This window comes from Streptomyces sp. GSL17-111 (assembly GCF_037911585.1).
Lineage (GTDB): Bacteria > Actinomycetota > Actinomycetes > Streptomycetales > Streptomycetaceae > Streptomyces.
On the sequence record NZ_JBAJNS010000001.1, the window covers coordinates 3,776,429 to 3,802,012 of the forward strand.

Annotated in this window: 21 protein-coding genes, 1 tRNA gene and 1 pseudogene; 13 read left to right on the forward strand and 10 right to left on the reverse strand. The window is 70.3% G+C overall.

The window, feature by feature from the left end; genetic code table 11:
- Nucleotides 1–74: 74 nt before the first annotated feature.
- On the forward strand, nucleotides 75–986 hold the full coding sequence (locus tag V6D49_RS16825) for a LysR family transcriptional regulator (protein ID WP_340560699.1): 912 nt from the start codon (nucleotides 75–77) through the stop codon (nucleotides 984–986).
- Nucleotides 983–1,948, forward strand: a complete 966-nt coding sequence (locus tag V6D49_RS16830) for a LysR family transcriptional regulator (protein ID WP_340560701.1) — start codon at nucleotides 983–985, stop codon at nucleotides 1,946–1,948. The genes V6D49_RS16825 and V6D49_RS16830 overlap by 4 nt, the downstream gene beginning before the upstream one ends.
- Nucleotides 1,949–2,011: 63 nt before the next feature.
- On the opposite strand, the gene V6D49_RS16835 is transcribed toward V6D49_RS16830, so the two are convergent.
- Nucleotides 2,012–2,082 (reverse strand) — tRNA-Cys (locus tag V6D49_RS16835).
- 277 nt (nucleotides 2,083–2,359) lie between these two features.
- Between V6D49_RS16835 and V6D49_RS16840 the strand changes: the two genes are divergently transcribed.
- The 5 genes from V6D49_RS16840 to V6D49_RS16860 all read left to right on the forward strand — a co-directional run bounded on the left by V6D49_RS16840 (nucleotide 2,360) and on the right by V6D49_RS16860 (nucleotide 7,300).
- Nucleotides 2,360–3,925: an MFS transporter gene (locus tag V6D49_RS16840; RefSeq protein ID WP_340560703.1), complete on the forward strand. Its 1,566-nt coding sequence runs from the start codon at nucleotides 2,360–2,362 to the stop codon at nucleotides 3,923–3,925.
- A 296-nt stretch (nucleotides 3,926–4,221) separates the two neighbouring features.
- A complete protein-coding gene (locus V6D49_RS16845; RefSeq protein WP_340560705.1) occupies nucleotides 4,222–4,713 on the forward strand; it encodes a helix-turn-helix domain-containing protein in 492 nt (163 codons plus the stop codon).
- 196 nt (nucleotides 4,714–4,909) lie between these two features.
- A complete protein-coding gene (locus V6D49_RS16850; RefSeq protein WP_340560706.1) occupies nucleotides 4,910–5,467 on the forward strand; it encodes a hypothetical protein in 558 nt (185 codons plus the stop codon).
- A gap of 7 nt (nucleotides 5,468–5,474) precedes the next feature.
- Nucleotides 5,475–6,677, forward strand: coding sequence for an MAB_1171c family putative transporter (locus V6D49_RS16855; protein ID WP_340560707.1), 1,203 nt, complete (start codon nucleotides 5,475–5,477; stop codon nucleotides 6,675–6,677).
- Nucleotides 6,674–7,300, forward strand: a complete 627-nt coding sequence (locus tag V6D49_RS16860) for a hypothetical protein (RefSeq protein ID WP_340560708.1) — start codon at nucleotides 6,674–6,676, stop codon at nucleotides 7,298–7,300. Before V6D49_RS16855 ends, V6D49_RS16860 begins: the two co-directional genes overlap by 4 nt.
- 39 nt (nucleotides 7,301–7,339) lie before the next feature.
- Here V6D49_RS16860 and recQ read toward each other — a convergent pair whose 3' ends face one another.
- Nucleotides 7,340–9,217 carry a DNA helicase RecQ gene (gene recQ, locus V6D49_RS16865; protein WP_340560710.1) on the reverse strand — a complete coding sequence of 626 codons (1,878 nt, stop codon included), beginning with the start codon at nucleotides 9,215–9,217 and terminating at the stop codon, nucleotides 7,340–7,342.
- A 166-nt stretch (nucleotides 9,218–9,383) separates the two neighbouring features.
- Between recQ and V6D49_RS16870 the strand changes: the two genes are divergently transcribed.
- Nucleotides 9,384–9,746 carry a cupin domain-containing protein gene (locus tag V6D49_RS16870; protein WP_340560711.1) on the forward strand — a complete coding sequence of 121 codons (363 nt, stop codon included), beginning with the start codon at nucleotides 9,384–9,386 and terminating at the stop codon, nucleotides 9,744–9,746.
- 93 nt (nucleotides 9,747–9,839) lie between these two features.
- Here V6D49_RS16870 and V6D49_RS16875 read toward each other — a convergent pair whose 3' ends face one another.
- The 3 genes from V6D49_RS16875 to V6D49_RS16885 form a co-directional block, all read right to left on the reverse strand.
- Nucleotides 9,840–10,745 (reverse strand): RNA polymerase sigma-70 factor, encoded by a 906-nt coding sequence (locus V6D49_RS16875; protein ID WP_340560713.1) that lies wholly within the window; start codon nucleotides 10,743–10,745, stop codon nucleotides 9,840–9,842.
- 116 nt (nucleotides 10,746–10,861) lie between these two features.
- Nucleotides 10,862–12,067: an NAD(P)/FAD-dependent oxidoreductase gene (locus tag V6D49_RS16880; protein ID WP_340560715.1), complete on the reverse strand. Its 1,206-nt coding sequence runs from the start codon at nucleotides 12,065–12,067 to the stop codon at nucleotides 10,862–10,864.
- Between the two features lie 131 nt (nucleotides 12,068–12,198).
- Complete coding sequence (locus tag V6D49_RS16885) at nucleotides 12,199–14,391, reverse strand: serine/threonine-protein kinase (protein WP_340560717.1); 2,193 nt, start codon at nucleotides 14,389–14,391, stop codon at nucleotides 12,199–12,201.
- A gap of 307 nt (nucleotides 14,392–14,698) precedes the next feature.
- Between V6D49_RS16885 and V6D49_RS16890 the strand changes: the two genes are divergently transcribed.
- Nucleotides 14,699–15,310, forward strand: coding sequence for a potassium channel family protein (locus V6D49_RS16890; protein WP_340560719.1), 612 nt, complete (start codon nucleotides 14,699–14,701; stop codon nucleotides 15,308–15,310).
- A 19-nt stretch (nucleotides 15,311–15,329) separates the two neighbouring features.
- Here the strand turns inward: V6D49_RS16890 and V6D49_RS16895 are convergent, their stop codons facing one another.
- From V6D49_RS16895 to V6D49_RS16905, 3 genes are all read right to left on the reverse strand, one after another.
- On the reverse strand, nucleotides 15,330–15,752 hold the full coding sequence (locus tag V6D49_RS16895; protein ID WP_340560720.1) for an SHOCT domain-containing protein: 423 nt from the start codon (nucleotides 15,750–15,752) through the stop codon (nucleotides 15,330–15,332).
- 371 nt (nucleotides 15,753–16,123) lie between these two features.
- Nucleotides 16,124–16,558 (reverse strand): cytidine deaminase family protein, encoded by a 435-nt coding sequence (locus V6D49_RS16900; RefSeq protein ID WP_340560722.1) that lies wholly within the window; start codon nucleotides 16,556–16,558, stop codon nucleotides 16,124–16,126.
- 476 nt (nucleotides 16,559–17,034) lie between these two features.
- Nucleotides 17,035–17,517 carry an RICIN domain-containing protein gene (locus V6D49_RS16905; protein ID WP_340560723.1) on the reverse strand — a complete coding sequence of 161 codons (483 nt, stop codon included), beginning with the start codon at nucleotides 17,515–17,517 and terminating at the stop codon, nucleotides 17,035–17,037.
- 114 nt (nucleotides 17,518–17,631) lie between these two features.
- Between V6D49_RS16905 and V6D49_RS16910 the strand changes: the two genes are divergently transcribed.
- The 3 genes and pseudogenes from V6D49_RS16910 to V6D49_RS16920 form a co-directional block, all read left to right on the forward strand.
- Entirely contained in the window at nucleotides 17,632–19,236 is a 1,605-nt protein-coding gene (locus V6D49_RS16910) for an IS1182 family transposase (RefSeq protein ID WP_340560725.1), read from the forward strand.
- 94 nt (nucleotides 19,237–19,330) lie between these two features.
- Nucleotides 19,331–19,540: an integrase core domain-containing protein gene (locus V6D49_RS16915; RefSeq protein WP_445330538.1), complete on the forward strand. Its 210-nt coding sequence runs from the start codon at nucleotides 19,331–19,333 to the stop codon at nucleotides 19,538–19,540.
- A 34-nt stretch (nucleotides 19,541–19,574) separates the two neighbouring features.
- Nucleotides 19,575–19,886: pseudogene (locus V6D49_RS16920) on the forward strand (transposase family protein); the annotation flags it as partial.
- A gap of 135 nt (nucleotides 19,887–20,021) precedes the next feature.
- Here the strand turns inward: V6D49_RS16920 and V6D49_RS16925 are convergent.
- Together V6D49_RS16925 and V6D49_RS16930 are read right to left on the reverse strand one after the other, a co-directional pair.
- Nucleotides 20,022–22,295, reverse strand: coding sequence for an nSTAND3 domain-containing NTPase (locus V6D49_RS16925; RefSeq protein ID WP_340560727.1), 2,274 nt, complete (start codon nucleotides 22,293–22,295; stop codon nucleotides 20,022–20,024).
- Nucleotides 22,296–22,487: 192 nt separating this feature from the next.
- The gene (locus V6D49_RS16930; RefSeq protein WP_340560729.1) at nucleotides 22,488–23,012 is read right to left on the reverse strand and encodes a GNAT family N-acetyltransferase; all 525 of its coding nucleotides are present in this window, start codon (nucleotides 23,010–23,012) and stop codon (nucleotides 22,488–22,490) included.
- Between the two features lie 514 nt (nucleotides 23,013–23,526).
- Here V6D49_RS16930 and V6D49_RS16935 point away from each other — a divergent pair.
- The gene (locus V6D49_RS16935) at nucleotides 23,527–25,398 is read left to right on the forward strand and encodes an ATP-dependent nuclease (protein ID WP_340560730.1); all 1,872 of its coding nucleotides are present in this window, start codon (nucleotides 23,527–23,529) and stop codon (nucleotides 25,396–25,398) included.
- The last annotated feature ends 186 nt before the right edge of the window (nucleotides 25,399–25,584 follow it).

Consider the following 25,584-nt stretch of genomic DNA (forward strand, 5'->3'; position numbering starts at 1 on the left):
GGTGCTTCACGGAAATTCGACCGCGTTCCGGTCAAGCCCTGGTGAACGGCCTGAGAAGCGGCTTAACTCAAGTTATGGACCTGCAATTCCGTCACTTACGCCAGCTGTGCGTCATCTCCGAAACCGGGAGCCTGAACAAGGCCGCGACGATCCTCGGCCTGCCGCAGCCGGCCCTCAGCCGTCAGATCCGGAGACTGGAGCAGCTGTTCGGCGGCGCGCTGTTCGAGCGCGACCAGTTCGGCACGCGTCCGACCCCGCTGGGCAGCGCCGTCCTGGAGCACGCGGCGAGCATCCTCCGCTCCCTCGACGACTTCGGGGAGCAGCTGCGCGACTACCGCACCCTCCGGAGCCGGACGCTCCGCATCGGCTGGGCGCACAGCGTCCTCTACGAGCCCCTGCTGAGCTCCCTACGGCGGCTGGCGTCCGCCGAGCGCCTCCAGATCGTCGCCCCCAACTCCACGCGCGAGCTCCTGACCCTCCTGCGCGCCGGTGAGGTGGACATCGCCCTGCGGGACCACGCCACGACCAACGGCCCCGTCCCCTCCGGCGACGGGGCGATCACCTACGTCCCCTGGGGCGAGTCCGCCGTCCTGCTCGCGGTGGCGGCCGACCGACCGCCGGCGACCGCCGAACGGCTCACGATGGCGGACCTGGCGGGCGAGGAGTGGATCTCCTGCACCGGGCCCGACGCCTGCGACGAGAAGCTCCGCCGGCTCTGCGCCGCCTACGGCTTCGTCCCCCGCATCACGCACGACATCCCGATGTCCGGCCCCCGCGGCCAGGTGATCCGGCACCAGGGCTGCGTGGCCCTGACCCAGGCCCACCGGCCCCCGGAGCCCGGCGTCGTGTACCGGACCGTGACGGACCTGGACATGACGGTCGTCCACCTGGTGGGCTTCCGCGGCTGGACCGCCGACCTGATGCCGAAGCTGGTGTCGCTGCTCTCCGCCGCCCTGCGGGAGCGGGCGCCGGTCACCCCCTCATGAAGGTGGAGGTCCAGGACCTGCGCGTGCTGCGGGCCGTGGCCGACAGCGGCAGCCTGGCCGGCGCCGCGCGCGCCCTCGGCGTCCACCAGGCCGCCGTCACCCGCCGCGTCCAGCACCTGGAACGCGTGACCGGGCTCGTCGTCCTGCACCGCGACCACCGGGGCGCCTACCTCACCGGCGCGGGACGGCTGCTGCTGCGGTGCGCCGACGAACTGCTCCCGCGCATCGACCGGCTGCTGGCCGCCGGCAGCCCCGGCGGCACGCCCGGCCCGGCGGCGGAACGCCTGCGCATCGGCGCGGTGCCCAGCTCCGCGCTCCCGCTCGTCACCGCCCGCGCCCAGGCCCTGTTCCCGTCGGCCGTCATCGAGCTCCGCACCGTCACCGGTGCCTACCGCGAGCCGGTCGGCGACAGCGGGCCGGACGACAGCGGCGCCGCCCTGCTGAGCCTCTTCCGCCTGCAGCGGCTCGACCTCGCGGTGGTCCGGCACTCCGCCGTCCTGGGCGGCCCCCTCCCGGACCTCCTCGACTCCGCCGTGCTCGCCGAGGAGAACCTGCTCGTCGGCACCGGCGAGGGGCACCGGCTGGCGCGACGCCCCTCCGTCGCGCTCGCCGACCTGGAGGGGGAGCGGTGCCTGCTCGCCGGGGGCCGTCGGCACGCGGTGCTGCGCCGTCACTTCACGGCCGCCGTGCGCCGGGCCGACGTGGGCGTCGGGCTGCACTGGGCGCCCGACGAGGCCGAGGCGGCGGCCATCGCCTGCGCGGTCCGGGGCGTGCTGCCCGCCTACCCCTTCCCCGCCCCGGCCGCCGGCGTCGTCTACGTTCCGCTGTCCGACGCCGTCACCCGGCACGAGCTGCTGCTGGTCTGGCCGTCGGACGGCCCCGCAGCCGCCTGGGCGCCCCGGTTGGCGGACACGGTGCGCGCGGCGTATCCCGGCGCGGCGTATCCCGGGTGGGCGGGCTGACGCGCGGACCGTACGGCGGTCGTCGGCGCGCGTCCCTCGGGGGCGACGCGCGCCGACGGGCGGAGGTGGAGACAGGATTCGAACCTGTGTGAACGGCTCTGCGGGCCGTCGCCTCGCCTCTCGGCCACTCCACCGCGGACGGAAGAACCGCCGGGCACCTGCGCGAAAGCGGCCGCATTCCGTTCGCATGCGGCGCCGTGCCGGTACCGGAAAGCTAGCACCTGACGCCCTTTCGGGGAATACCGAATGTGCGCGCATTTTCTGCGTAGCCCCACCGGGCGGTCGCCCGGGGCGATTCCGTCATGCCTTTCCGGCACAGGGGTATGCCTTCTTGTCAGGTCGGTCGACAGAAGTCGCCGGGAAAAGCTTCACTGGCCCGGACGGGGAGAATCCGACGAAACCGGTGGCAGCGTGGCCGAGCACGGGTCCGAAGAGTCAAAAAAATGGTGGGCTTTCGCAGGGCTGGGAACGCTGAGTTTTCTCGGCTGCATCGACCTGACCATCGTCAGCACCGCCGCGCCCGTCATTCAGGACGAACTCGGCGCGACGGTGACCGAACTCCAGCTGGTCGTCAACGTCTTCATCGTGGCCCTGGCCACCGGCATGGTGACGGCGGGCCGACTCGCCGACAGCCACGGCCGTCGCAGGGTGCTGCTCGTCGGGGCCGTCCTGTTCGGGATCGCCTCGCTCCTCGCGGGCTTCGCGGCCTCCGCGCCCTGGCTGATCGTCTTCCGTTTCCTCCAGGGCATGGCCTGCGCCGTGCTCTACACCGCCACCGGGGCGTTGGTCTCCGCGATCTTTCCGCCGCACCAGCGGGGCAGGGCGATCGGCTGGCTCTACGGGGTCAACGGACTCGGTCTCGCGGCCGGGCCCGTGCTGGGCGGCGTCCTCGTCACCTCGGCGTCCTGGTCCTGGATCTTCTGGCTGAACGTGCCCCTCGTCCTGGTCGCGCTGGCCGTCTGTCTGCGGACGGTGCCCGAGTCGTTCGGTGAGAGGCTCACCGGCGGCATGGACCGCGCCGGCGTCGCGCTGTTGTTCACCTCCGTGCCCGCCCTCGTCCTGGGACTGACGCTCGGTCACACCGAGGGCTGGACGTCACCGGCCATCGTCGCTCTCCTCCTCTACGGCTGCGCCGCCCTCGTCGCCTTCGGCCGTGTGGAGCTCCGGGTACGGAATCCGCTCATCCGCCTGCGCCTGTTCGCGGGGCGGAACTTCCTGGGCGCGGTCACGGCGGACTTCTCGCTGGCGTTCTTCTACTGCGTCGCCCTGTTCCTGATGCCGCTCTACCTGCACGCCGTGCGCGGCTTCGACGGGCACACCACCGGCCTGCTGCTCCTGCCGTGCACGGCGGCCGTCGCGGTCCTGTCCCCGCTCGTCGGGCGGCTCGTCGACCGCTTCGGGACGCGCCCCATGCTCTGCCTGGGCTTCCTGACCTTCGCCCTGTGCGCGCTGCTCCAGACGCGGCTGACGCCGACCACGCACCTCGGTTCCCTGATCGCCGCGTTCGTCCTGATGGGGGTCGGCTGGGCCCTCGTCCTGGGCCCCGCCACGGTCGCCGCGCTCTCCGCCGTGCCCGGCCACCTGGCCGGGACGGCCGTGGGCGCCTCGTGGACCTGCCACAACCTCGGGGGCGCCCTGGGCCTGGCCGTCGGCATGGAGGTCCACCGGATCGCGGCGCACCACGCGCTGGCCGACCGGCTGGCCGAACAGGGCCTGCCCTCCGGCCCCTGGACGGCTCAGGTCGTGGAGAGTCCGCAGGACGGCCCGGCCCTGCTCCAGCAGTACACCGGCCTCACGGCCGAGCAGGCGCACGACGTCTTCGCCGCCGTGTTCACCGGTGGCAGCCGCGCCGCGATGGAGCTGCTGCTCGTCGTCGCCGTGGTCACCCTGGCCGTCATCGCCCTCGGGCTCCGCCCGGCCCCGCCCGCGCGGAGCGTGCCGCGCGGCACGGAGCGCACGTCGGCCACGTCCCGCTGACCCCGCCGCCGGGCGCACGAAAGGGGGTCGGGAGACGCGCGGCCTGAGTTTCCCAAGCCGACCGGTCTCCCGACCCCGGTGCCCCGATGAGGGGGCAACCCGCGGCGTACGGACCCCCGTTGCCGTACGCCGCTCGTCTATTTCGTTTTACGCGACGTGGAGAGAGTACGACCTGGGTCACCCCCCTTGTCAAGCTGACTTTACGATAGGGCCGGAGCTCTCCGAGTGCGTAAACTTCATGAGAGAACGGCTGCGGTTCGGACCAGCCGCAGTCGCCGACCACAAGGGGTGATGGGGTGGACAGGGGGTCACCCGGCAACGGGCGCACCATCGCGGAACGGCTGGACCATCTCATCGGGACCATCCACCCGCCGGAGCGGGGACCGCTCAGCTACATGGAGATCGCCGAGGCGATCAAGCGCAAGGCCGGACCCGATGGGCCGACCGTCTCGCACGCGACCATCCAGAAGATCCGCAAGGGCGAGATCACGGACCCGAAGGTGTCGACGCTCACCGTCATCGCCGGGTTCTTCGGCGTGCCCGTCACGTACTTCTTCGACGACGCCGTGGCCGACCGGGTCGACGCGAAGATCGCGAAGGTCAAGGAACGGGTGGAGTTGACGCGGGCCCAGCGCGAACTGGCCGACATGCTCGGCGACGGCGACGTGCGGGACGTCGCCGTCCGCATGAACGGGCTCTCGGCGGACAGCCTGCGGGCGATCCGGGGCGTGATCGACCAGGCGCGCCGCCTGGAGGGGTTGCCCGAGACGCCCGGCCGCGACGCCTGACCCCGTCGCGTCCGGAGGTTACGCCCTTCCGTATTCGGGGGGAACCTGCCGAATACGCTGAAGTAACCTTTCCGCTATCTGGTTGAACATGAAAACGATTCATGTCCGGACACCCGCTCTTGACATGTGATCAGTTGGCGGAATTTGGTCGCCGGACTCCGGCAGAGCCTAAACTCGGAGGCCCTAAGGAGTCCGCATGCCCAAGACGAGCCGCCGTGCCCGCTGCGAGGCCGTCGCCGACGCTCTCGAGCTGCCCCGTCCGTTCGACCTCGACGCCCTCTGCGAGCGCATCGCCGAGCGGCGTGGACGCCCCCTGCGCCTGATCGCCCTGGAGGGTGTGCCCGACGGCAGCACGCCCTGCGGGGTGTGGGTCGCCACCGGCACCGCGGACCTGATCTTCTACGAGCCGGCGACCAGCGCCTTCCACAAGCTCCAGATCGTCCTGCACGAACTCTCCCACATGCTGCTCGGGCACGGTTCGTCGGACGCGGAGCGCCCCGCCTACGTGGCCCGGCTCATGGCGGAGAGCGACACCGCCCCGGTCGAGGACGCCGAGGAGGACCTGGACATGGACCAACTCCTGCACATCCTCGGCCGCACCAGCTACACCGACGACGAGGAGCGCGACGCCGAACTCCTCGCGACGATCCTCAGCGACCGCGCCGTCAGCACACCCGCCCCGGCCACCTCGCACGAGGCCGCCGAGGTGCTCGACCGGCTCAACGACGCCTTCGGGCTCCCCAGACGCTGGTGAGGAGCGCATGGAACTCGCCGTACTGATCCTCCTGTGGGCCACGGTGCTCTGGCGGGCCCCGGCCGCCTTCCGGTCGCCGATCCAGCGCAGCCTGTGGGTGACGTTCGCCACCCTCACCGTCGCCATGACGCTCCGGCTGCCGGACGTCATGCTCGCCATCGACGAGGGGACCGGCGTCAACAACCTCGCCACCCTGCTCAAGCACATCCTCGGCATCATCTCGGCCGCCGCGCTGCTGGAGTTCGTCTACGGCATCACCAAAGGGAGCGCGGCCTGGGGACGCCGCCTGCGGCAGGCCCTCGCGGGGGTGACGCTGCTCGTCCTCGGCGTCCTCTTCTTCCTCACCCCGCGCACGGTCGAGGCGCCGGACTACTTCGAGAGCAAGGCCGGCGAGGGCGGCGCCGCCACCGCCTACCTCCTGGTCTGGTACGCCTACCTGGGCGGCGCGTTGCTCCTCGCCGCGCTGCTCTTCCTCGGCGCCCGGCGGCACGCGGCGGGCTGGCTGCGGGCCGGACTGTTCCTGCTGGGCGCCGGGTCGGCGGCCAGCGTCGCCTACGCGCTCGTGCGTGCCCTCTACCTCGTCCTGGCGCTGTGCGGCCGGACGGACGACGGCATGGACGCAGCCTTCACGCACTGGACGGACGTGGCCAAGCACATCGCCATCGTCTTCATCCTCGTCGGCAGCCTGCTGCCCGCCGTCGGCGTCACGTCGCGCGCCGTCCGGCACTGGCGCAGGCTCCGGGAGCTCGGCCCGCTGTGGAAGGACCTCACGGACGCGGTGCCGGAGGTCGTCCTCCACGAGGAGCTGGGCCGGGGCGAGCTGCGGATACGGCTGCACCGGACCGTCGTGGAGATCCGCGACGCGATGCTCGCCCTGGAGCCCTACAGCTCGGCGGAGGACCGGCGCCGGGCCGAGGCCGTGGCCGCGGACAGCGGCCTGACGGGGGCGGAGCGGCGGGCGCTCGCGGGCGCGTGCCGGATCGAGGCGGCCCGCCGGACCAAGCTGTCCGGTGTCCCGCCGCTCGAACCCGCCCTGCGCGCCGACCCCGAGGACGCCGGGACCCGCCTGGACGACCCGGGGGAGCTGGGCGACCTGGACGCCGAAGCGGCCCTGCTGCGGCAGCTGGAGATCGCCCGGCGCCACCCCGCCGTCCAGGAGCTCACCGCCCGGCACCCGACCGACAGCACCCAGGAGGCAGCCCGGCCGTGACCACCTCCGCCGACCGGCCCGCGCGGGCCGAGCAACCCCGCCCGGCCGAGCGACCCCGCCCGGCCGCACGCCTCGTCACCGACGGGTTCGAGCCGAAGAACTGGATCATCGTGCTCACCCTGCTCGTCGGCTGGCGGGTGGACGGCCTCGCGGGCGTGGGGTGGGGCCTGTTCGGGGCGTTCTTCGCCGCCGTCGTCCCCGTCCTGTTCATCACGTTCGGCGTCCGGCGCGGCAGCTGGGCCGACCGGCACGTCGGCGTCCGGCAGCAGCGGCTCGTCGTGATGGTGTTCATCATCGGTTCCGTGGCCACCGGCACCCTGCTCATGGGTGCCCTGGGGGCACCCATGCCGATGATCGCGCTCGTCGCCGCGATGGTCGCCACGCTCGTCGTCCTGCTGGCGATCACCGTGGTGTGGAAGGTGTCCGTCCACGCCGCCGTGTCCTCCGGGAGCGTCGCCATCCTGGCGCTGGCGTACGGGCCGTGGGCGCTGACCGCCTACCCGCTCGTGGCGCTGGTCGGATGGTCCCGGGTCAGGCTGCGGGACCACACGACCGGCCAGGTGCTGGCCGGCGCCGCGCTCGGGGCACTCGTCGCCGCCGGGACGTTCGCCCTGCTGCGCTGACGACCGCCCCGGCGCCGCACCCCGCCGCCGCGCCCGGCGTCACTCCGCCTCGGCCGGAGGCTCATCCCCGGTCGGAGGTTCGTCCCCGGCCAGTACGGCCAGCACCGCGTCCCCGAACTTCGCCAGCTTGCCCTCGCCGACGCCGCTGACCGTCCCCAGTTCGGCCGTCGAGCGCGGCGCCCGGGCGGCGATCTCCCGCAGCGTCGCGTCGTGGAAGATGATGTACGCGGGCACGCCCTGCTCCTTCGCCGTGGCCGCCCGCCACGCGCGCAGCGCCTCGAAGACGGGCTCCGCCTCCGGGGGCAGCTCCACGGCCGCCGCCTTCCCGCCCCGCCCGGACCCGGCCGCCTTCGCCACGCTCCTCGCCGGGGCCGCGGGGCGCGGGTCGCGGCGCAGCGGCACCTCGCGCCGACCGCCCAGCACGTCCGCGCTCGCCTCCGTCAGCACCAGCGTCCCGTACTCGCCCTCCACGGCCAGCAGGCCGAGGGCCACCAACTGCCGCACCACGGAACGCCACTGCGCCTCGCCCAGCTCCGTGCCGATCCCGAAGACCTTCAGGGCGTCGTGGTCGAACTGGATGACCTTCGCCGACTTCCGGCCCAGCAGAATGTCGATGATCTGGCCCGCGCCGAACTTCTGACCGCGCTCCCGCTTCAGCCGGACCACGGTGGACAGCACCTTCTGCGCGGCCACCGTCCCGTCCCACCGCTCCGGCGGCGTCAGGCAGGTGTCGCAGTTCCCGCAGGGGCCGCTCTCCTCGCCGAAGTACGCCAGCAGCCGCACCCGGCGGCACTCCACCGTCTCGCACAGGGCGAGCATCGCGTCCAGGTGCGCGGTGAGCCGCCGCCGGTGCGCGTCGTCCCCGAGCCCGGTGTCGATCAGCTTGCGCTGCTGCACGACGTCCTGCAGCCCGTAGGCAAGCCACGCCGTCGACGGCAGCCCGTCCCGGCCGGCGCGACCCGTCTCCTGGTAGTAGCCCTCGATCGACTTCGGGAGGTCCAGGTGGGCCACGAACCGCACGTCGGGCTTGTCGATGCCCATGCCGAACGCGATGGTCGCCACGACGACCAGGCCGTCCTCGCGCAGGAACCGGGCCTGGTTCTCCGCGCGCACCGCCGGATCGAGCTTCGCGTGGTAGGGCACCGCCGGAACACCCTGCTGCACAAGCCACTCCGCCGTCTTCTCCACCGAGGCGCGGGAGAGGCAGTAGACGATCCCGGCGTCCCCCTCATGCTCGGTGCGCAGCAGCTTCAGCAGCTGCTTCTTCGGCTCCTCCTTGGGCACGATCCGGTACTGGATGTTCGGCCGGTCGAAGCTGGCCACGAAGTGCCGGGCGTCCTGGAGCTTCAGCCGTGAGGCGATCTCCGCGTGGGTGGCCTCCGTCGCCGTCGCCGTCAGCGCGATCCGCGGCACGTGCGGCCACCGCTCGTGCAGCTCGGACAGCATCAGGTAGTCCGGCCGGAAGTCGTGCCCCCACTGGGCCACGCAGTGCGCCTCGTCGATGGCGAACAGCGACACCGTGCCCCGGTCGAGCAGCCGGAGCGTCGACTCCACCCGCAGCCGCTCCGGGGCGAGGTACAACAGGTCGATCTCCCCGGCCAGGAACTCGGCCTCCACGAGCCGCCGCTCCTCCAGGTCCTGCGTGGAGTTGAGGAAGCCGGCCCGCACGCCCAGCGCCCGCAGCGCGTCCACCTGGTCCTGCATGAGGGCGATCAGCGGCGAGATCACCACCCCGACGCCCTCCCGCACCAGGGCCGGGATCTGGTAGCACAGCGACTTCCCGCCCCCGGTCGGCATCAGGACCAGCGCGTCCCCGCCGCCGACGACGTGCTCGATGATCTCCTGCTGCGGCCCGCGGAACGCGTCGTAGCCGAAGACGCGGTTCAGGACGTCGAGAGGGGTGCGCTGCTCAGCCATCCGCCCATGCTAAGAGCGCGGGGCGACACCCGGGGACCACTTCCGGACGCCGACCGGCCCCCGGCGACCACCGCCGGCGCCGCAGCCGCGCGCGGAGCGGCGGGCGTCCGCGCGCGGGCATAGGCTCGACAGTGGAGACGAACTCGACGCGCACAGGAGGCCCACCATGTCGGGCGTCAGCCGCAAGAATTTCGACTCACCCGAGGAGGTCCGCCCCTTCGAGCAGGGGACCGGGCACCTCGACCTCGTGAACCTGGAGAGCGGACCGGTGGTGCGCGGCGTCTTCGAGCCGGGCTGGCACTGGTCCCGGCACGTCAAGCCCATCGTCGGCACGGACAGCTGCCAGAGCCCGCACCTCGGCTACGTCACCGCCGGACGCCTCCGGGTGCGCATGGACGACGGCGAGGAGGTCGAGTTCGGCCAGGGCGACCTGCTGATCGTCCAGCCGGGACACGACGCCTGGGTCGTCGGCGACGAGCCGTGCGTGATCATCGACTGGATGACCAGCCCCACCTACGCCAAGCGCTGAGCCCCGCCCCGTCTCATCCCGGTGCGGCGCGGCCGGTGTTCGGGGTGTCGAGGCCCAGCAGCACGGCGGCCGCACACCTAAACCGCAGGCGGTCTAGGCTCCCGCCGCGCGGGTGAGCCGGGTCTCCGAGGCGATCCGGGTCAGCTTCTCCGGGTTGCGGACGTAGTAGAGGCCCGTGATCCGCCCCTCCCGCACGTGCGCCGCGATCACGCCGTCGACGGCACCGTCCAGCCGCACGAGCAGCGCCGGGTTCCCGTTGACGACGGTCGGCGCGGCGGTCAGCAGCCCCTTGACCCTGCTCAGGGCGCCGACGAGCATGCGCGCCACCTTGTCGGCGCCGTTGATCGGTCGCAGGGCGGCCTGCCTGACCCCGCCGCCGTCGCTCGTGAGGACGACGTCGGGGGCGAGCACGTCGAGCAGGCCCTGGAGGTCCCCGGTCTCCAGCGCCCGCAGGAACGACTCCAGCGCCGCCCGCATCTCACCCGGCGAGACCACCGCGCGGGAGCGACGGGCGTCGACGTGCCGACGGGCGCGGTGCGCGATCTGCCGCACGGCCGCGGGCGACTTCTCCACGGCGGCGGCGATCTCGTCGTACCCGACGTCGAACACCTCACGCAGCACGAACACCGCGCGCTCGGTGGGCGTCAGCGTCTCCAGGACCAGCATCAGCGCCATCGACACGCTCTCCGCGAGTTCGACGTCCTCGGCGACGTCCGGCGCGGTGAGCACCGGCTCCGGCAGCCAGGGGCCGACGTACGCCTCCTTGCGGCGCGACAGCGTGCGCAGCCGGTTCAGCGCCTGCCGGGTCGTGATCCGGACCAGGTAGGCGCGCCGGTCCCGCACCCGGGCCAGGTCGACGTCGGCCCACCGCAGCCACGTCTCCTGCAGCACGTCCTCGGCGTCGGCCGCCGAACCGAGCATCTCGTAGGCGACGGTGAACAGCAGGTTGCGGTGGGCGACGAACGTCTCGGTCGCCGGGTCGGCCGCGTACCGGCTCATCTCTCGGTCCCTCTCCATGTGCACGCACGCCGCGCGGCCCCCTGCCCCTCTCAGGGGGGCGACACCGCCCGGCGTGCGCGAATCCGCTGGGTTCGAAGCGTTGCGCTGGGCTCGGACTATGCCGCGCGCTCGGCGGCCGCCGGGGACGCGGCGCGCCGGGCCCGGAGCGCCCGCTCCCGCGCGGCACCCCCGGAGACCCGGTGCAGACCGTACGAGCCGGGCCGACGCGCCTCTGCGGCGAGGTGCCTGACGATCGCCGCGCACACCAACTCCTTCACCCCGGCGCCCGCCCGGCCGCCGATGTGGAACCCCACCGCGACGTCCCGCCGCCGTGCGAACTGGAACATCCCCGCCCGGCGCCCCAGGCTCAGGCACTGGCCCCCGAACACCTGGTTCAGCGTCTCGGGACGCTCACCCGCGAGGCGGCTGAGCACCGTGTCGGCGGCCCGCGCCCCGAGCGGCATCGCGGCCTGGCAGCTCATCCGCAGCGGCAGCCCGGACGGCGCCGCCGCGTCCCCGGCCGCCACCACCCGTTCGTCGTCCACACTCGTGAGCGTCTCGTCCGTGAGCAGCCGGCCCAGGGCGTCGGTGGACAGTCCGCTGCGGCGGGCCAGGTCCGGAACGCCGAACCCGGCCGTCCAGACCGTCACCGCGCTCGGCAGCTCCCGTCCGTCGCGCAGGCGCACGGCCTCCCGCGTCACCTCCGTCACCTCGGCGTCCGGCCCCTCGCACACCGTCACACCGAGCCGGGCCAGCCGCCGGGCCACCGCACGCCGGCCCCGGGGGTGCAGGTACGGGCCGAGCACCCCGCCGCACACCAGGGTCACGGCCCGGCCCCCCTCCGCGAGTTCGGCCGCCGTCTCGATACCGGAAGGGCCCGCTCCGACGACCGTCACGGCGGCCGTCGCCGACGCCGCGTCGAGCACCGGACGCAGCCGCCGCGCCTCCTCCAGGGAGGCGAGCGGGTAGGCGTACTCCGCCGCTCCCGGCACCCGCGGATCGGCGCTGCCGCTGCCCACCGCGTACACCAGGTAGTCGTAGTCGACCGTGCCGCCGGAGGCCAGCGTCAGGCCGCGAGCGGGCACGTCGATCCGCGTCACGCCGTCGACCACCAGGCGGACGCCCGCGTGCAGCACGTCCCCGTACTCCACGACCGCCTCGTCGGTCCCGCCGGCCAACTGGTGCAGGCGGACGCGGTGGACGAACGAGGCGCGCGGGTTGATCAGGGTCACGGCGACGTCGTCGCGCCGCGTCAGGCGGTTGGCCGCCATGACGCCGGCGTACCCGCCGCCGATCACCACTACGTCGGTCTTCCCAGCCATGGTGTCTCTCCTCCGCATCAGGGATACGCCCACCAGACACCGCGCCCCCGCCCCCTGTGACACCCCGTGGCCCACCTCACACCCGGCCCGCGGGGCGTCGCGGCGGGCTCGGGCTCGGCGCGTGCTCGGGCTCAGTCGAAGGCCCGCAGGCACACCAGGGTGGCGCCGTCGTCCACGGTGACCGACCAGTACGTGTTCCGGTCGTAGCCGCCGTACCGGCAGGACTCGGTGCCGGAACCCGGCGTCGCCCGGTAGAGGGCGGTGACGACCAGGATCTCGTTGTACGCGGCCGGGACCCTGCGGTCCGTGCAGGTCGGGGAGGACAGCATCGCGACGCTCTCGACGTAGTCACCGTCGCGGCGGGCCAGCAGACAGTCGCCCTGGCGGTACTGCCCGGTGAGGCACAGCTCCGTCCGCTCACCGCTGCCGGAGGAGTGGTACGACCAGGTGGCCTTGCCCGTGCCGGACGGGCAGCCCCCGGCCGTGCCCGTCACCCGCACGCGCGTCCCCCCACCGCAGGACGTCGTGCGCGGCTCCTCGGCGCTCCAGTCGTACCGGGTGAGGCCGCCGTACCCGGTGTCGACGACGTCCAGGCAGTCACCGGGCGAGACGGCCCTGAAGGCGTCCTCGGTGGGATCGGGCTCCGGTTCCGGTTCCGGTTCGGGCTCGGGCTCGGGCTCCGGTTCGTCGAAGCCGCCGCTCGCCGAACCGGCCGGGCCGCCGGAGCCGGGGTCCACGTCCGTACCGGCACCCGTGTCGTCGACGCCGCCGACCGAGAGACCGTCGCCGCCCCCGCCGTCGGACGTCACGCCGGGCGTCGGACCGCCCTGCGCGGTGTCGTCCCACCGGTTCCAGGGCTGCCAGATGAACAGCCCGACGGCGAGCAGGACGACGAGCAGGCCACCCCATCCGTCGGAGGGCTTCTTCCCGCCGGTGGACCCGCCTCCCGCGCCCGCCCCACGCGCCGCCCGCTCCCGGCGCTGCCGCTCCTCCTGTTCCCGCCGCTGCCGCTCCTCTAGTTCCCGGCGCTGCCGCGCCTCTTGTTCTCGGCGCTCCCGCGCCTTCCGGTGCCGCTCCCGCGCCTCCCGTTCGCGGCGCTCCCGGGCCCGGCGTTCCCGCTCCCCGCGCTCCGCCTCCTCCCGCCGCTCCCGTTCGCGGCGCTTGCGCTCCGCCGCCTCCCGGTGGGCCCGTACCCGCGCTTCCTCCTCCGCCTGCTCGTCGGCCCGCTCCCGTGCCCGGGCCTCCCGCTGCCGACGCAGCGCGTCCAACTGCTCGCGCATCGCCCCGAAGGTCCGGCCCGCAGCGCCGAACGTTCCGCCGGGCGTCACCCGGGTCGGTGCCTCGGCCGCGTCGAGTCGCAGCGCCTCGTCGCGCAGCCGACGCCCCTGCTCCGCGTACTCCTCGATCAGCGTCGTCCACGCCGGCGGCAGCGACCGGCCCGCCCGCGAGGCCGCCGCCCCCGCACCGAGCCCGGCGAGCGCGTCGCGCAGCACGTCGGCGGGGGTGGGGCGGCTCCGGGGGTCGGGCCGCAGCAACGGAAGGATCAGCGGCTCCAGTTCCGGCGGCAGCCCGGTCGTGTCGATCTCGCCGCGCTGGACGAGGGCGAGGAGCCCGAAGGAGTGGTCGGTCTGCTCGTAGGGCGGGCGGCCGACCGCGAGGAAGAAGAGGGTGGCGCCGAGCGCGTAGACGTCCGACGCCGCCGTCGACCTCCTCCCGCAGGCCTGTTCCGGCGAGGTGAACGCGAACGTGCCGAGCGTCGTCGTCGAACTGGTGTGGTCGTGGGCGTGGGAGATGCCGAAGTCGATCAGCCGGGGGCCGTCGTGCGGCAGCAGGACGTTCAGCGGCTTGACGTCGCGGTGGACGACGCCCACGCCGTGCAGTTCGACCAGCGCCCGCGCCACCCCGGCCGCCAGCCGACGCACCCCCGAAACGGGTAACGTCCCGGCGTTCCCGACGAGTTCGGCCAGATTGGGCGCGGGCAGGAACTCGATGGCCAGCCACGGACGCTCCGCCCGCGCGTCGGCGTCGAGCACCCTGGCGGTGTACTCGCTGTCGACGCGCCCCGCCAGCTCCACCTCGCGGGCGAACCGTTCCCGGTCCGGCCGGCTCACGATCCCCTCGGCGAGGAGCGTCTTGACCGCCACGAGCCCGGGAGCCACCACCGTCCCCGTCGGCCCGGCGGCCCCCGCCCCCCTCCCCGGGCTCTCCCGCCGGGCCAGATAGACGCGGCCCATGCCGCCCGTGGCGATCCTGCGCAGCAACCGGTACGGCCCGAGCCGCCGCGGATCGGCGGAATCCAGCGCGTACAACGTCATCCCGGCCATACGGCGTCACTCCCCACGCGCGTCCCCCATCCCCGCCGCCCCCGCCCCCGCAGGCCCGCCCGCCCAGCGAACCCTCCCAAGATAAGCCCGCTCGCGGCCCCGTACCGCGAGATCCCGTGGGGCGGCCCGTCCGGTTCGCTGAGAACCCCGACGAGCGGGAGCCGATGCCCGGACGCGCGCCGGGTACGGCGGTCGTCGCGTGTCGGAGCACCTTCCGGCAGTCGATCCGTCGAGCATCGTCGTGACGGTCGGCGGGCCCTTCCGTCGCACCGCTGACCCCGGACCACGACAGACGAAGAGGGACGACATGAGCGACCCCAGCGCCGCGCGGACGGGCGGCACCGGCCAGGACCCGGACACTCGCGGGCGAAACCCCCGGTTCCCCACCCTCTCCTGGCCCGCCGTCGTGACCGCCGCCCGGGCCGCCCTCATCACCGTCGCACTCGTCACCGCGTACTACGTGCTGCCGCTCGACGAGCGCGACACGGCCGCGTCGGTGCTGCTCGTCGGCGGACTCCTCGTCACCCTGCTCGTGTTCCTGTGGGAGGTGCGCGCCATCGCGCGCTCACCTCACCCGCGCATGCGGGCCGTCGAGGCCCTGTCCGCGACGGTGGTCCTGTTCCTGGTCCTCTTCGCCGGCACCTACTACCTGCTGGACAGCAACACCCCCGGTTCGTTCACCGAGGAGATGACCAGGACGGACGCCCTCTACTTCACCCTGGCCACGTTCAGCACCGTCGGCTTCGGCGACATCACCGCGAGCTCGGAGACCGCGCGGGTGGTGACGATGTTGCAGATGGTGGTGGGACTGCTGCTGGTGGGCGTCGCCGCCCGGGTGCTGGCGAACGCGGTCGAGACCGGCCTGCGCCGACAGACCCGGGCACCCTCCGACGCCCCGCGCCCCGACCCCGCGCCGTGAGGCCCGGGCCCCGAGTGGCTCAGGCGTGCAGGATCTTCTCCTTTGCCCGGCGGAACTCCTCGTCGGTGAGGTCGCCCCGGGCCCGTACCTCCGAGAGACGCGCGAGCTGTTCCGCCTCGCTGACGGGGCCGGTGGCGCCCACGGTCTCGCGGATGTAGCGGTTCGTGCTCTCCAACTGGGCCCGCGCATGCTCCTGCTCCCGCTTGCCCATCCCCCGACCCCGGGCGATGAGGTAGACGAACACGCCGAGGAACGGAAGGACGAGTACGAAGATCAGCCAACCGGTCTTGGCCCAGCCGCTCAGATCGTCGTCGCGGAAGAGATCGACGATGACGCGGAAGATGAGGAAGATCCACATGACCCAGAGGAAGATCCACATGATCGTCCAGAAGGCCCCCAGGACCGGATAGTCATAGGCCAGACTCACTACGTCGCCACTCATGCTGACTCCTTTCACCACCGTCCCCGCCGACCTCTCCTCCTCCAGCCTTTCGGAAGGGAGGAGCAGGCCGCATCGCCCGGCGGCCAAGGCGGGACAGGCGAAAGCGCCGGAGGAGTGCCGAGAAGAGGGCACGACGAGGTTCCAGGCCGACCTTCCGAGAGACCGGCTCCGTTCGGCGGAGCCGGGCCCGGATCGGCACCTCAGCGGCTGCCGTGCGGCACCTCATCAGAGGCATTCGCATCGGCAAGTCACCTACGTTCAACGATAGCCACGGCACGAGGCGCCCGCATGCCCACCGGCAGGTCGTCCCGTCCGCCGACTGCTCCCCGGTCGAGCCGAAGGCGCCTCGCCCCCTGCGGACATCCGCGCATTCAGCTCGGCCCGAGCGGTGCGCTCTTCTCAGCGTCGAGCTGGTGGTCCGCCCAGACGTAGCTGTCGGGAAGCAGGTCCGCGACGGTCACCGTCCGGAGGTCGTCGCGCGCCCCGACGATGACCTTGAGCGCGGGGAAGTAGTCAAGGAGGACCTGGCGGCAGCGCCCACACGGGGGCACGACACCTCGGCCGCGATCCCCCACGGCGACGACCGTCTCCAGGTCGTAGACGCCCTGGGCGGCAGCGCTGCCGATCAGCACCAGCTCCGCGCACGGGCCACCGGTGAAGTGATAGGCGTTCACGGACGTGACGATCCGCCCGTCCCGCGCGCGGGCCGCTGCCGCCATGGTGTGCCGGTCACCCCGGCAGCGCGTGGCCGCGACCTCCGCCGCCGCCCGAACCAACTCGTGGTCGACCTGCTGCCGCGTGCTCATCCGCTCCGCCTCCCTCTGCCAGACCGTGCAAGGCCGCCCACCCCACCACAGACGCAGCACTCGCTCTCCGGCATACGCGACGCCGCAGACCGGCTGTCCTCACCATGTCGTGCGCCACGGCGATCACCTGGTTCGTCCTGTGTGCGCCCCGGATACGGACAGTGGCCGATTCCGCAGTCAGGGCCTGCGCAAGTCCCCGGGATCGCCCACTGACCTGAGATGCCGGAGGTTGGGGTGGATGACAGAGCGGACACGGGATCCGTGATCATTCAGGTGTCTGAGCCAAGCGAACAAGAGGGTTCCCGTGTCCACCGTCTCGTCTTCCCCGATCCCCCCCGCGTCGGCCAAGTTGGGTCCGCTCAATCCTGACAACACATCTGACCTGCGCGTCTTCCTGGAGGCGGTGCGCCTTGGTGGGCGACCGGGTGTGGTGCCGGACCGAGTGAGAAGGCCCGCCACCCGATCTCCGACCTGCGTCACTGGAGGTACTGCCAGTTCCAGAGTTGATAGCTCTGGTCTTTCCAGCTCTGTTGGACCACGGGGGCTCCCCGCAGCGGAGAACCGTCGCGAACGGAGAGCGCCTGCCCGCTGTGCTTCGCCGTCAGGCGCAGCGCTCCGTTCTCCAGGATGTCGAGGGACCAGCGCTGGTAGTCCGCGCCGTTCCAGTCCCATTGGACGACCGCCGCTCCCTCGTCCTTGGAGGCAGCCCTGACGTCGAGCACCTTTCCACTGAGCAGGGACACCACGCGGAGGGTTCCTTCTCCCACTGCTTCCAGGCGCCAGAACTGGTTGTCCTGCCCGGTCCATGCCGACTGGACGGCCAACGCCCCGTTCTTCTTCGAGGCGTTCTCGATATCGAGCGCCATGTGCGTGCTCTTGACGACGAGGGGCGTCTCGACGCTCCAGCCGATGTGACTCAGGGAGCGACTCTGTCGGGGATCTTGGAGTTCTCGGGACAAGGGCTGTCGGTGCTTGGAACGCTTCGGACAGTCCTGCGCAGTTCCGTCCTCCTGAGGTGATCAGTGTCCGTTCGTCCCCGGTCCGGTGCAGTAGTTCCCAAGCTCACGGCCCAGATGGCGCGGGCCAGCAACCCCCGCGGCACCACGGCGATGTGGGCACGTGATCACCTCGACGGACTCTGGAGCGACAGGGACTTCGCCTCCTGGTACCCGCGCGACGGCCGCCCCGGGCTCTCGCCGGCCCAACTCGCCACGGTCTGTGTGCTGCAGTTCCTGCTCAACCTCTCCGACCGGCAGGCGGCCGAGGCGGTCCGGTGCCGGATCGACTTCAAGTACGCCCTGGCCCTGGAGCTGGACGACCCGGGATTCCACCACAGCGTGCTGACCGACTTCCGTGATCGTCTGTGCGAGGACGATCGCGCGGACCAGCTGCTCTCGTTGTCGCTGGAGCGGATGCGGGAGGCCGGCATGGTCACCGAGCGCGGGAGGCAGCGCAGCGACTCCACTCAGGTCCTCGCTGCCGCGCGGGACCTCACCCGCCTAGAGCTGGTCCTCGAAGCGGTACGCGCGGCCTTGGAGGAAGCCGCTCAGCGGGCACCTGAGGTCCTGGACGGGCTGGTGGACAGCGATTGGGCCACCCGCTACGGGCGTCCGGTGCGCCTTCCCAGTCAGCCGAGTCACCCTGTCACCCGGCTCAAGCAGGCGGGAGCGGACGCCCGCCAACTCCTGGAACGCTTGACGCCCCACCAGCGCGGTCCTCGCGCGGAAGCGCTACGGAGGATCATCGTGCAGAACTTCCTCCTCGACGCCCGTGGCGGGTTACGTCCTCGCACCCAGAAGGACGGACAGCCCAAAGGAGCTGTGCGGATCGTCTCGCCCTACGACTGCGAAGCCCGCCGGGCCATCCGGGGCAATACCCGCTGGAGCGGCTATCTGGTCCACATCACCGAGACCTGCGAGACCGGCGCCCGGACCAACCTGATCACGGACATCGCCACCACCAGGCCGACCCGGGACACCGAGGCCCTCCCCGGCATCCACACCCGCCTCCGTGACCGCCGACTGCTGCCCCGGCAGCACCTTCTCGACGGCGGCTACCTCTCCGTTTCGCTGCTGCACCGCTCCCTCCGCGACCACGAGGTCGAACTCGTCGGACCCGTCAAAGCCAGCGGAGCATGGCAGAGCAAGGAACAGACCGGCTTCACCCGGGACGAGTTCTCTATCGACTTCGACCAGCGCCAGGTCACCTGCCCCAACGGCAAAACCAGCCACATCTGGATCGAACCACCGGCCATGGCGCCCTACACCGTGGCCCGGTTCCGCCCACACCAGTGCGACCCGTGCCCCGACCGGTCTGCCTGCACCCGTGGCACCGCCGCCCGCACCGTGAACTTCCTCCCCCGACCCCTCCACGAGCTCCAGGCTCGAAACCGCACAGACCAGCAAGACCCCCAGTGGAGAAGGCTCTACGCCACCCGGTCCGGAGTCGAAGGCACCATCTGCGAGTTCATCAACGGACACCGGGCCCGCCGCAGCCGCTACCACGGCATCCGCAAGACACACGTGCAGCACGTCCTGACCGGCATCGCGATCAACATCGAACGCCTCGCCTCACGCACTACCCGACACCCCCACCGCCCTCGCTCCTCCACGACCTTCCAGCAGTACCTCACCGCCCGCGGTCTGACCTGGCAATGCTGGTGGCGACAAGGCAAATGAGCCGCAGGCACAAGATCCCCGACAGAGTCGCTCACTGACCGGGATCGGGGCTTCAGCCTCGGTCGGGTCGGTCGCAGACAGCTACGACAATGCGATGGCCGAGGCGCTGAATGGCACCTTCAAGGCCGAGCTGATCGAGATGCAAGGACCGTGGCGGGACGTTGACCAGGTCGAGCGGGCGACCTTCCAATTGGTCACCTGGTACAACGAGGAACGGCTCCACTCCGCCCTCGAATACGTACCGCCCGCCGAGTACGAACGCGAGTGGTGGCGACAACAGGAAACCACCCCGCAGTCCGCCTGAAACAAGATCACCGGACTCTACGAAACTCGGGGCAGCTCACCTGACCGCGGCCCGCGCCCATGGCATCGTCCAAGCCTGCCTCACCAGGCAGATCCTCGTGCTGGCCGACCGCGCCTACCAGGGCGCCGGCGCCACCGTCCGCACCCCGTACTACGGCCATCGCGACCTACCCGAGCACTATCAACGGTTCAACCGCGATCACGCCCGGCTGCGCGCACCCGGCGAACGCGCCTTCGCCCGACTGAAGTCCTGGCGAGCACTGCGCAGAGCCCGCTGCTCAACCCGACGCATCGGCCGCACCGTCCAAGCCGTACACGTCCTCCTGACCTGCTACTACACAGGATGAAAGAGGTTCACTGACACAGCCTTGTACATGAGGGGCCGTTGAGCGGTGGTGCGTGTCTGACTGCGTGATAGCGCCACGAGCAGGGCGGCCTCGGCCGCCCGAGCCCCGAGCAGACGGGGCCGCCGCCGAGCGGCCTCAGGTGCCGTCGGAAGTGAGCGTGGCCATCATGCGGGCCACGCCCTCCCTCTCGGCCACCGTCGGCCCGGTCGAACGGGCGGGCGCAGGGCGTCTCGGGGTCCTCGGGGCGCTGAGGGACGATGCCGATGCCTCCACGAGGGCGCGGACCTTGGCGAAAATCTCCTCGTCAAGCCGGTAAAGGTCCCCATCCCCGGATTCGTAATGACGGAAGATGGCCTCCATCTCGGTCAGGTCATATCTGGACCCATCACCGTGCTCCATCCAGCTCTCCAGAGCCCATTCGACGTAATCGTCCATGCGGCCTGCGACATACTCATACGCCTCTTCGCCTTTTTCGAAATCCGTCAGCAGTGAGGCGAAATCCAGGGCGTCGCTCAAGGATCGCCAATCCGAAAGATCGAACTCCATTATCCATTCGGCTGCCTGGTCGGCTGCTTGCGGGAGGAATTCTCTGAGATCCTGCCTCTTCGAATCGCCGAGAAAGCTGAGAATGTCCTGAACCGTCTGTTGATCCCATGCTTCGCTGATCGCGCTGTCTTCGCTGATACTCTGCCAACCAATGTCATGCACGCGCTCGGACGTCACAGCGGTTCCCAGCTTCAGGTAGAGCAGGGCCCGGTGGGCGTTGTCATGCGCGGAGTGGTGACCTTCTACCACGACGGTCTCCGACCGGAAGGCAAGCTCCGCACTCCGTTCCAACTCCGGCATGCAGCGCATCAAGGCTTTCAGTACCTGCTCCGCGTTACGGGAGGACAGCATGGACCATAGCGACTCGACCTGCTCGAAGAGCCGGATGCGACCGACGAAGTCCTTCATCTCGGAGTGATCGGAAGAGATGAAATCGCGCATGTAGTCACGCACCGACGGGTTATGGAACTCCACGAACACCACTTCTCCGTGACGCACGCTCCTGAGCATCGTCCCGTCCAGTACCTTCAAGGCATTGTGCAGGTCCCGGAGTGCACCCCCCGATGAAGCCCAGACGCTTTCGAGGGTATCCATCCGGATGCCGGACAGGAAGGATAGTTGCGTTTTAAGTAGGAGGGTGTCAGATGGGCCGATTTGGTGGTTGACGATGTGACCCCAAACGCGGCCGGGGTCATTCAGGTTCGCAACCATTTCGGTCGCGATGCGCTTCCCGGCGGCCCCGAATGCTACAGCCTCGGACAGTGTCGCGGCGATGACGCGCGGATTGAAATTCTCGTGCTGGACAATGGGTGCGTACGCATCTGGAGATGCGAATATTGACTTCGTGCGGGCCGGAAGGCTGGAGGCGGAGACGTGGTTGTAGAGGATTGATGCCCTCGCCCCGTACGTGTAATTGGCCACATCGAGCACGCACGTCTGGATATCGAAACGGTGCCTATCGAGGCGCTCGTACCTCTGTCTGGCCTGCGCGAGAATGTACTCCCGCGTGGTGAGTAAAAGCCTCTTGTTGGGGGAGTTCGTCGCCCGCTGCATCAGAGATATGAGGCGGCCGTCCTCGTTCTTCCCCAGCTTTTCGTCAATCGCGGTCTGTCCCAGAAAATCGTCGTAGTAGAAAAGTTGAGGGACGCCAGGGTCCCATAGTGCATTTGCTTCCTCCGCGTCTTCGGCGATCTCTATGATGTCGTACCCGTGACTTGCGTAGTGAGCACACAGCACATGGCTGAGCGTGGTCTTACCTACTCCCGGAGCCCCGGCGACCACGCACACGTGCCGATTGTCAAGGAGTCGCAGCGCCTCCCCGAGGCTGCCGTTGTCGGCATACGTGCGCAGTGTGGCGTTGACTGCGTCGGCGAGGGCGTGGGAACGCGTGACGATGCTCTTGGACATGAGGGCGTTGAGTACCGAAGCGCTCGTGAGCCAGAGTCGCAGATGCCGCCTGACCACCTGATCGTGCTTGCGGAGAAGCGCATCGATGTCATCTTTGCCGTAGATGTCGCCCGGTGACCTGACGAACGGCTGCAGCATGTCGTAGAGCTTGTCCTTGGCGGCACGGCTGAGCTCGACCGATGTGGCAAGGACATAGCGCCCTGGCTTGAGATGGGCGAGCTTGGGGGCCTCGACCTTCCGCATGTGGGCCAGCAGCTTGGCTCGGCCGGACCGGTGGAAGTGCTTGCACTGCACGATGAGAGCGGGATCGTCTCCCTGCATATGCCGCAGATCCACGCCTCCGTCCGGCCCGGAGGTGAAGATCTCCAGCCGAACGCCGAATTCCAGCTCGAGGAGGTCCTTGCACACGGCCTCGAAGTCGAAGTCCGTCAGCCTGCCCACGTCGAACGTTTCCATGGTCCCGCCCCCTGCCTGATCATCCGCGGGCCGGGCCACTAGCCAGGGCTGCGGGCCCCGAAGTCACGCTGAACGGAGCGTGGATCAGCATTCCATGAGTCGCGATGCCATGCGTGCGGCTCGCGCTGGCCAGGGCTTTGGATACGGCAGAGCAGCTGTGTCGTTCGAAGACGGCGGGGTCGTAAGCGCCGATCAGCGGACGACGCGGATCATCACGGTGAGGATCGGCGAGGCCGGTGACGGCTGGCTCTGCCCGATGTCCTCGTACCCCCACGACCTGTAGAGCGCGTGGACCTTTCCGCCACCGGCGGCCGGGTTGACCATGAGCGTGACATACGGCTCGTCGTGCGTGGCGGGGAGAGCATCATGGATGCGCCGGGCAGTACCGGTCTTCCTCCAGGCTGGCCGGACGCCGATCTCCTTCAGGGCCACGGCCGGTCGCTCGGTGTACTTCTCCGCCAGCGCGGGACTCGTGCGCTGCCAGTAGCGGTCACCGTGCTCGATAGTGTTTCCGTAGGCGCAGCCGACCGGACGCCCGTCCGCGTACGCGAGGACGACCGTGAACCCCGGCTCGGTGCTGTGCCGGTCCAGGCGCTCGCCGAACGCGGTGATCGCGTAGTTCGGCAGGTGGAGCAGCGGGACGCGCACGTCGGCGTACACGTCGAGGGGATCGCCGCGGATGGTGTCGAGACCGGTGAAGGTGCGCAGTCCGATCACGGGGGCCGTGGTCGTGCGGCACCCTCCATGTGGCGGTGTGCTCGGTCCAGGTCTGGACGGTGGTGCTGCCGGGCGCGGTAGCGCGCAGCGCGGCCCCGAATTCCTGCAGCATGTGCGCTACGCGAGCATTTCGGGTAGCGGCGGTGGAGGAGACCGGGCCTTGGGCCAAGGGCCCCGCTCCCGGACCCGCGCTGTGGTGTCGAGCGAAGTGGCAGCTTTCCCTGCTCCCACTGGTCCGCTCGCTGCGTGAGCGTTGCTCGGGGGCGGCATCGGGCCAGCTCTGAAGGTTCTCGCCAGGGAATCCGTGGTTCGGCTTGGACGGGCGCGAGATGCACAGGTTGCGCCTGGATCGGTCCGAATCGGTCAGATCCGTTCACGGTGCCAACAGGTCACCCCCACAAGGCATAAGATGATGCGCCTGGGGTGGTTGTTGCCCAGGTCAATGTGTGTGGCGAGGCGCCGCTGGTGGCTTGCCTCTGCCCCGAGACGCTAGGGAACGGAGCGGCTGAGAACGGTGCACCTGCACAGCTTCACCGTGTGCGGATTCCGATCCCTCAAGGATGTCCGCGATATTCCAGTCAGCACACCGACCATCCTTGCCGGCCAGAACGACGGTGGTAAGAGCGCGGTGCTTGCCGCGCTGGCTTTTCTCGTGGGCAATGAGCAGTTGACTGAGGACGATCGTACCTACGAGCTCGACTCTCCCGATGACGTGGACGTTGATGACTCGGCGCCTCTCCTGCGGTGTTCGACCACATGGGTGGATGGGCAGTTCACCCTCGACCCCTGGGAGTTGGAAACGTTCGGCTTCCCGGTAGAGGAGTTGCGCGTACGGCGGCGTGCCGTCAACGGCGAGGAACCCGTCCTTGAGTGCTGGGCGCCGCTCGCGGACGACGAGCGGCTGCGTGACCCTTCTAAGCTGTCCCTCAACGAGGTGAGAGCCCTCGCCAAGCAGTTACTTCCTGAGCTGTCGTCCATTAAGCGCGGCGACATCGAGCCAGCCCTGTGCAAGTACGGCATGGCTCACGCATCGGCGTCGGGCTGGGTTCCTGCTCCGAAGGGGATGGTGCGCCGCATGCCCCGGCTGATGCCGTTCGACGGGAAGTCCGCCGATCCCGACGCTGCTGTGAAAACCGCGCTGATGGGCCGTTACCAGGTACATATGGCGGATCCCACGCTTGAGGGGCAACTGCAGTCGATCGAGGCCGGAATCAGGGAACGCCTTCAGGGTGACGCTCGGTCTCTGTGCGAACACATTCAGAGCCGTTGCGACGACCTCACCGAGGTAGACGTCGAGCCCGTGGTCTCGTTCACTCACGGTTTCCGGGGAGCGCCGCTGCGGATCGCCCGTACGAAGGGCGAGACCGTGGGCCTGGAGCGTTCCGGCCTGGGCAGCGCACGCCGTATCTCCTTGGCGATCTGGGAGTGGAACAGTCGGCTGCTCACGCGTGAGGAGTTCGCCGACGTCGACTCTCCAGCGGATCCTGAGGCCGCCGAGGACACCCCGCCGCCGGTACAGACGATCGTGATCTACGACGAGCCGGACACGCATCTCGACTACGGACACCAGCGCAAGATTATGCAGCTCATCCGTGACCAGTGCGCACTGCCCCATGTGAATGTCATCGTCGCCACCCATTCCATGAACCTGATCGATGGTGTCGACATCGCCGATGTCGTCCATCTGCGGCTGGAGCACGGCCGGACGCTGATCGAGCGACTGGGGGCTGACACCCACGACGATATCGATATCCACCTGGGTCGCATCGCCGCAGCGGTGGGCCTCCGCAACTCCGTTCTGCTACACGAGCGTTGCTTCCTGGCTGTTGAGGGCGACACCGAACAGCGGGTGATCCCCATGCTGTTCCGGCTGTCCGAGGACCAGTCTCTGCAGTCGGCTGGCGTTGCCCTGTGGGCGTGCTTCAACAACGAGGGGGCGCTGCACCTTGCCCACTATCTGGTCGAGCACGGCCGCTCTGTGATGCTCATGGTGGATGCCGACAGCCGGACCTTGCCCAAGGGTCTCTTCAAGGAAGCCCGTCTCCAACAGTTCTTCGGCAGCGCTGTCGACGACGTGGTCCGTTTCGTGGGTGAGCCGGACTCCTTCAACGAGTTGGAGGAACTGTTTCCGGACGACCTGTGGGCCGAGGCCGCCAATGAACTTTGGCCGAAGGGTGAGCTGTGGACCACGGACGACTTCACTGCTCAGCGCGGCAAGAAGTTCAGCAAGGAAGTGTTGAACATGCTCCGCAGCCGCAGCACGAGCGGGCCCAGCGGCAAGCCCGACATGATGTTCGGGCTGGTGAGCACGCTCACCAGCCCTGATCAGGTGCCCGCACAACTGCGTGAGGTCTTCGGTGAGATCAGAAAGCTGGCCGCAGGATGAAAGTGCGCAGCGCTGACCCGGTCTCATTGGTACCGCTGCGGTGTCGCCGCCGTGCGAGCATGCGGTCCTTGCGTTGCTCCAACGTCGGTGGTTCCCACCTATGCCACCCCACCGGAGGCTTCCAGCGCTGCGCATGCTCCCGCGCCTCAAGTCCACACCATCGGCAACCACCCGGAGTAGGAATGT